Source organism: Pseudoalteromonas sp. P1-7a, from assembly GCF_001401855.1.
Taxonomy (GTDB): Bacteria; Pseudomonadota; Gammaproteobacteria; order Enterobacterales; family Alteromonadaceae; genus Pseudoalteromonas.
Window position 1 is genome coordinate 145,855 of the sequence record NZ_LKDU01000005.1, and the last position, 6,917, is coordinate 152,771.

General features: G+C 41.1%; 6 protein-coding genes. 1 reads left to right on the top strand and 5 read right to left on the bottom strand.

The features are described from left to right. The first annotated feature begins 216 nt into the window (after window positions 1-216). Window positions 217-684, top strand: coding sequence for a transcriptional regulator ArgR (argR, locus tag AN389_RS05965; protein ID WP_004587918.1), 468 nt, complete (start codon window positions 217-219; stop codon window positions 682-684). Here argR and AN389_RS05970 read toward each other — a convergent pair. From AN389_RS05970 to AN389_RS05990, 5 genes are all read right to left on the bottom strand, one after another. Continuing rightward, window positions 681-1,580 (bottom strand): Dyp-type peroxidase, encoded by a 900-nt coding sequence (locus AN389_RS05970; RefSeq protein ID WP_055017552.1) that lies wholly within the window; start codon window positions 1,578-1,580, stop codon window positions 681-683. The genes argR and AN389_RS05970 overlap by 4 nt on opposite strands. 43 nt (window positions 1,581-1,623) lie before the next feature. Further along, entirely contained in the window at window positions 1,624-2,670 is a 1,047-nt protein-coding gene (locus AN389_RS05975) for an ABC transporter ATP-binding protein (protein ID WP_055019445.1), read from the bottom strand. Next, a complete protein-coding gene (locus AN389_RS05980; protein WP_055019446.1) occupies window positions 2,671-4,302 on the bottom strand; it encodes an iron ABC transporter permease in 1,632 nt (543 codons plus the stop codon). Then, window positions 4,302-5,306, bottom strand: a complete 1,005-nt coding sequence (locus AN389_RS05985; protein WP_055019447.1) for a Fe(3+) ABC transporter substrate-binding protein — start codon at window positions 5,304-5,306, stop codon at window positions 4,302-4,304. Before AN389_RS05985 ends, AN389_RS05980 begins: the two co-directional genes overlap by 1 nt. A gap of 776 nt (window positions 5,307-6,082) precedes the next feature. After that, complete coding sequence (locus tag AN389_RS05990; RefSeq protein ID WP_055019448.1) at window positions 6,083-6,769, bottom strand: tRNA-uridine aminocarboxypropyltransferase; 687 nt, start codon at window positions 6,767-6,769, stop codon at window positions 6,083-6,085. Window positions 6,770-6,917 lie beyond the last annotated feature (148 nt).

Here is a 6,917-nt window from a genome sequence, read left to right on the forward strand (position 1 = left end):
CCGTAATTTGAGGTAGGAAATATTTGTGGCTCTTAAGATAATGAAATTAGCGACTAAAAACAAATTTATCCTGCTTATTTCAGGTATATTTTCGACCATAGTTGTAAACTTTGTTGGTTTATCGCAGCAAACTGGCAAGTTAACTAAACAACTGCTGCATAATTATTCATTTTTGTGTAGAATTTGCATTATAAATAACAAAAATGAATAAAGACTATGCAACCACAAGACAAACAAGAAGCACTGGTAAAAGCGTTTAAAGCACTTTTAAAAGAAGAGAATTTTGGCTCGCAAGGCGAAATAGTCGAAGCATTAAAAGAGCAAGGCTTTGACAATATAAGCCAGAGTAAAGTGTCGCGTATGCTTAGCAAGTTTGGCGCTGTGCGTACCCGTAATGCTAAACAAGAAATGGTGTATTGCCTTCCCGCAGAAATGGGCGTACCGACAGCTAAAAGCCCACTGCGCCAGCTTGTTATTGATATTATGCATAACGAGATGATGATTATTATTACCACCAGCCCAGGCGCAGCGCAGTTAATTGCTCGTTTGTTAGATTCTTTAGGTAAAGCTGATGGTGTTTTAGGCACAATTGCTGGGGATGACACTATTTTTATTGCGCCTGCAAAAATTTCTGAAATTGACATTACGCTTGAGCGCGTACGCATTTTATTTGATACGGTTTAAAGCTGCTTTAAAAAACTAACTGACGGCGCAAAAAACGCTGAGCCCATATCGGCTTGAGTAAAATCAAGCCAATGGTCGTAACACTCCCCTTTTCCTATGCGGCTGTTAAGTACCTTTTCAAACGCACTTCCCGATGCAGAGCATGTAATACTTAGCATACCTTGCTCATAAACATCGCCATACGGCATGCTTTGGTTAAGCAATATTGCTTGGCCGCTCTCATTTTTTAGCTCGCTTCTAGTGGCGTGGCTAGTATCTACCTTAGGCTCAATTAAAGTGTTATCTAAACGCGTGCGCCCCATAATATGCTCTTGCTCGCTGAGTGATAAATGCTGCCATACACTCAAGTCATGCTTATAACGTTGGACATGAATATAACTACCTTGGTGTTCAAAGCTGTCGGGCTTATTAACCAGTGCAGTGATTCGTTTTTGCCGCCCATGCGGGGTATCGCCTGCGTAAATAAAGCCGTTAAAGTCTCGCCCATCTAAAAACCTAAAGTTGCGAATTTGTTCAACCAGCTCTACATCGGGCGAAAACAACTTTAATATTTGCAATGCAAAAAGGTGATTAACATCTTCTCGGTCTGAGCGAATTTGGATAAATAAATCACAGGGCTGTACGCGCATAACAAAATCGCTGTGATTTATATTAGGAAAGCTTTGCAGCTCGCTTGGGATATATTCAGGTAGTATATGCGGCCAATATTGCGCGCCTATGGCCACCATGCAAGAGAGCATGGCCTCGGAGAACTGATCACTAAACTCTTCTTCAATTGCGCTTACGCGCTTTAGCTTTGCGCGCAATGACTCGTCTTGACCATCAAATACATTAAAAAATAAATGCAAACCGTGTAAGTTTGCTTCAGCACAAATCCCAGATTGCGCTTGCGCCATTGTTATTCCTTAGCTTTATAAAACACAGCGAATAACACGTTTGTTATGATTCGAAAAAATTCACCGTGTGAGGTTTTATTTTTATTATAACCTGCTCATTTATTTCAAATGACTGGCCATATTGTGCGGCAACTTCAATCTCTTGATCTGCAATTAAAACAGTGTAAACATAAGCCGAACCTATAAACCGACGGTTTAAAATGCTCACACTTTGAGGGTTATCAGCCTGCGTATTTTGCGCAAGCTCAATATGGTGCGGACGTATATACACCAGCCCTTTTATTGCATTGTGCTTATGTTCTTGCTGCGATTCCACAACACCATAAACGGTTTCGTATTCAGTTGCCGTTAACACTTCTGCGCCTAAGTATATGCCCTGACCCAGAAACTCTGCAACCTCCTTTGTCTTTGGCTTGGCAAAAAGCTGCTCTGGCGTACCTTGTTGGGCTATTTTTCCTTGGTGCATTATGGCCAACGTGTCCGAAAACGCAAAGGCCTCTTCTTTTGAGTGGCTAACAAACACCGCAGAAACCTGCTGCGCTTTAATAATGCGCCGAATATCAGCAATTAGCTCAAAACGCACTTGTGTATCTATGTTCGAAAAAGGCTCATCAAGGAGCAATAAGCTAGGTTTATAAGCCAGCGCTCGCGCAATAGCGACACGTTGCTGCTGGCCACCTGAGAGTTGATGAGGGTAGCGTTTTGCACATCCTGTTAAATGCACCAGCTCCAGCATTTCCTCTACCCGGTGCTGTTTTTGAGCTTTACTTATTTTACTTAGTCCAAATGCGATATTATCGGCCACACTGAGGTGAGGAAACAGAGCATAATCTTGAAACATCATCCCAATATTACGATGCTCTGGAGAGACAAATGTATCCTTATCGCTTACGCATTTGCCCTCTATAGATACACTCCCCTGCTTTACTTCAATAAGGCCAGCAATGGCTTTTAAGGTGGTTGTTTTACCGCAGCCACTGGCACCAAGTAAACACACTATTTCATCTTGGCCCACCGTTAAATCCAAATTGTTTAACACCGGGGTGCCATTGTAGTGATAACCTACACCTTGTAAATTTAAACGGCTCATTTAACTGTGTTGCTCCATAGAACGGTTAATAAAATACAAGGGGATCAACCCAACCAAAACAATAAATAAAGCGGAAATAGAAGCAAGCTCAAGCTGTTCATCGCTCACATATTGAAATACGTGTGTAGCTAAGCTTTCAAAATCAAAAGGCCTTAATAGTAAAGCGGCTGGCAGCTCTTTCATACACTCAATAAATACAAGTAATGCTGCCGTTAAAAGCCCTCGTCGTAATAAAGGAAGGTGTATTAAGCGCAATGTTTGCCCTTGGCTTTTACCCATAGATTGGCTAGCCATATCTAGTGATGGGCTAATACGCACAAAGCTCGATTCTATCGCACCATGCGCTATAGCATAAAAACGCACTATGTAAGCCACTATAATAGTGATAATGCTGCCGGTTAGTAATAATCCTATATCGAGGTTGTAGCTCTCAAGCGCTGTATTTATTGAGTTCTCTAATACGCTAAGCGGTAATAATACTGCAATAGCCAGTACCGTACCTGGCAGTGCGTAGCCGGTGCTTGCTAAGCGACCTGGTATTAAAGAGTAGCCTTGCTTTGCCACACGCTGATAAAAAACGATTAGTGTAGCAAGTATTATGCTGGCCACACTGACAATAATAGCCACTTTTAAACTTTGCCACGCGTAACTAAAAAATGCGGTGTTCCACGCTTTATCAAAGTAAGTTATTGCATAATTTAGCAACACAAACATAGGTATAATAAAAGCAATGAGTAAAATAACACTGCAAAATGACGTAGCCAACCATGCATGTTTACCTTTAAGTTTATACAACGACTCGCTATTAACGCCCGACTGGCGCTCAAATACGGCCTGGTTACGCCGACTAAAGCGCTCCGCCATTAACGCTAAAAATAGCAGTAACAACATAACGCCTGATATTTTTGCTGCAGCTGTGAGTGAGTAATAACCAAACCATGTATCGTACACTGCGGTGGTTAATGTGCTCACTGCAAAGTAGCTCACCGTTGCATAGTCGGCCATGGTTTCCATGCTAATAAGCGCAAGGGCAGCCACAATTGAGCCACGAGAGAGTACTATGCTTACCTTAAAAAAGCTTTGCCAAGGCGATAAGCCCATTAATTGGCTCGCTTGCACTAACTTAAATGACTGCTCTCGCAGTGCGGTTTTAAAAATTAAAAATAAATACGGATACAGCACAAGTGCGATCATCACCATAGCGCCGGGCAAAGTGCGAATATCAAAAAACCAATAATCCGTTGGCGAGTGCCAATCAAACCAGTCTCTAAGGGCAATTTGAACCGGGCCTGCGTAATCTAGCAAGTCGGTATACACATAGGCTATTAAATAGGTAGGCATTGCAAGGGGCAGCATAAGCGCCCATTCAAATTGCTTTTTTCCGGGGAAGGAGCAATACGCACTGAGCCAACCAAGCGGTAGCGCAATTGCACAGCTAAGCAGGCATACGCCAAAAATAAGCAATACGGTATTGGTAATATAATCCCACAGCACGGTATCCCACAGATGAGAAAATACTTCTGAGTCGCCTTGTAAAGATTCATATATCAAAAAAAACAGCGGGGCCGACAATAAAAGGCCTGTCGACCAAGCAAAGAGCTGCCATTTAGACAGCTTAAATATAAAATTCATTAAAGGTCGAACTTCACCTCATCTATTAGCTTAAGGGCTAACGGACGATATTTACTGATTTCATCGAGTGCTAGGCCATCTTCTTTAAAGCTCCCCCAAGATGCAACTAAGCTTGATAGCTCAACACCTTGCTTAACTGGGTACTCCATATTTACAGAGGCATACATGTTCTGTGCTTTGGTTTCGCTCATAAACTCAATAAGTTTAAGGGCATTATCAGGATTTTTTGCATACTTAGTAATAACAGCTCCCGATACATTAATGTGTGAGCCGCGATTTTGCTGATTAGGGAAATTAATATAAACAGACTCAGCCCATGCTTTTTGTTCGTCGTCTTGAAGCATTTTGCCAAGGTAGTAGCTATTTCCTAAAGCAAGGTTGCACAAACCTTCTTTAACCGCTTTGACCTGCGCGCGATCATTGCCTTGTGGCTTACGTGCTAAATTAGCTTTGACACCTTCTAGCCATGTTTTAGTTTTTGCCTCGCCATGGTGAGCAATCATCGAAGCAACCAAGCCAAGATTATAAGGGTGCTTACCAGAGCGAGTACAAATTTGCCCTTTATACTGAGGGTTTGCCAAATCTTCGTAGGTAAGTTCAGGTAATGCACCTAGGCGCTCTTTTGATGAGTACACATTACGTACTCGCTTAGTTAACGCCACCCACTGCCCACCACTATCTCTGTATGATGCGGGGATATTATTTTTAATACGATCGCTGTTAATACTTTGCGTTAAATTTAGGTCTTCTAGCTGAATGAGTGCACTAAAGTTAGATGTTAAGACTAAATCGGCTTTACTGTGTTTTCCCTCACGCTTAACGCGCTCTATTAACCCTTTTTTTGCAAAAACCACATTCGTTTTAATGCCCGTTTGTTTTGTAAAATCGTCTAAAATTGGTTGAATTAGAAACGGTTGACGAAAAGAGTAAATATTAACAACATCACTCGCAAATGCAGGTGAAATGCTAATAATACAGGTGAGTATAGCCAATGCAGTTCTCATATCAGTGTACCTAAATAGTCTTTATTTACAGGGAATTTTATCGCGATAAGTGAAAATATACACTCTTTACATAAATGTAAATAAGTAATTAATGTACAAAACAGAAATACTGCGTAAGACATCTCTTACAGGGGTGACAGCTAATGAGTAAAAAAAGCGATAACAACTAGTTAGAATTACTATAAGGTATTGTTTTTAATTAACATTATTAAAATTCTCATATTTTATAAGTAAAACTATTACCGTTTTAACCTATTTTAGTTGCATCAACACGCTACAATTACTTAATCAACCAAGCAGTGATGCTTATCGAGTAAATGGAAATGGACTGCTTACTCGAACAACCAATGATTAGGTTACTACGGACAACACGGAAATTAGGACAGGCTCAGGATGAGTATCGCAATGGATTGTTGCACAAAGGAACGTATCAGGATGATACAATAAGGATAACAACATCGGATAGTTGTTTAACAGGAAGTTACACGGAATTAAATGGACAGGCCCTTGAGGCAACGCAATGGAATTGTAAATTAACGGACTGCACTAGGACGTGCTAAAAGGAATGGGTAATAGTTTTTACCAATACAGGATGTACAGGGATTTAAAGGAGATAGGCCCGGATAGCCTAAATTACATAGAACTAAAAAGTAATATCGTAATCACATGGATAAGTAAAAATTGGAGTTGATTAAGTTCAATTGCAGGATGCAAAATTAGAAGATTCCGCAAGCGCGCCTAGAGATAGAGCGCGCTTTTCTTTGTCTAAAATTAAGTTACTGTGGCCTGCCCTTATTTCGCTTGCCAAGTAAGTACGCATCACGAAATTTTATAAAGTGTTGTTCAAGCTTTAAGGCGGCATCTTGCTCACCTGCGAGCGCTAACACCATAATGCCTACCTCAGCAGTGCCTAACTGATAAGCGTGAGGTGCAACGCGTAAACGGTAATCTGATAGTTTATCAGCCGTGATCGACAGCACAGGTAAATTATCAAGATACGGGCTTTTGCGGATCATTTTTTTAGCTTCACGCCAGGTGCCATCTAAAAATATAAATAATGGCTTTTTACCAGGCGTAATATTTACTTCGGTGGTTGCTCTGCCCGGCTCTACATCTTCAGCTGGAAATATCACCATAGGTTGATAATCAGCGTTGTTTAATAAGGCTAATAGCTCAGCATTTGGCGCTGTTCTATCCCATCTGAATGCATAGTTATCTGGGACTATTTCAGCTATTAAACGCCCTGTGTTTGAGGGTTTAAAACTTTCGTTATGATACATTAATAAACACACCCCAGCATCGCACTGCGCTTGCTCTACCCCCTCACATATACAGTAATGCTTAGCTATTAAACATTGCTCACAACGGTCCATTTTACCACCGCGGGCATTAAACTCACGGCGCGATTCGCTAATTTGCTGAGCACGTAAAACTAATACTGAGTTATGTTGGGGATTTTTCAAGGGGGCTATTACCTAAAATTTGTTCGGCGCGTATTGTAGCTAAAATAAAAGGGAATAGATATCAGCTATCAGCTATCAGCTATCAGCTATCAGCTATCAGCTATCAGCTATCAGCTATCAGCTATCAGCTATCAGCTATCAGCTATCA

Coding starts and splice junctions, on each gene's coding strand:
- AN389_RS05980 (WP_055019446.1), bottom strand. CDS start 4,302: ATGAATTTTATATTTAAGCTGTCTAAATGGCAGCTCTTTGCTTGGTCG.
- AN389_RS05970 (WP_055017552.1), bottom strand. CDS start 1,580: ATGGCGCAAGCGCAATCTGGGATTTGTGCTGAAGCAAACTTACACGGT.
- argR (WP_004587918.1), top strand. CDS start 217: ATGCAACCACAAGACAAACAAGAAGCACTGGTAAAAGCGTTTAAAGCA.
- AN389_RS05985 (WP_055019447.1), bottom strand. CDS start 5,306: ATGAGAACTGCATTGGCTATACTCACCTGTATTATTAGCATTTCACCT.
- AN389_RS05975 (WP_055019445.1), bottom strand. CDS start 2,670: ATGAGCCGTTTAAATTTACAAGGTGTAGGTTATCACTACAATGGCACC.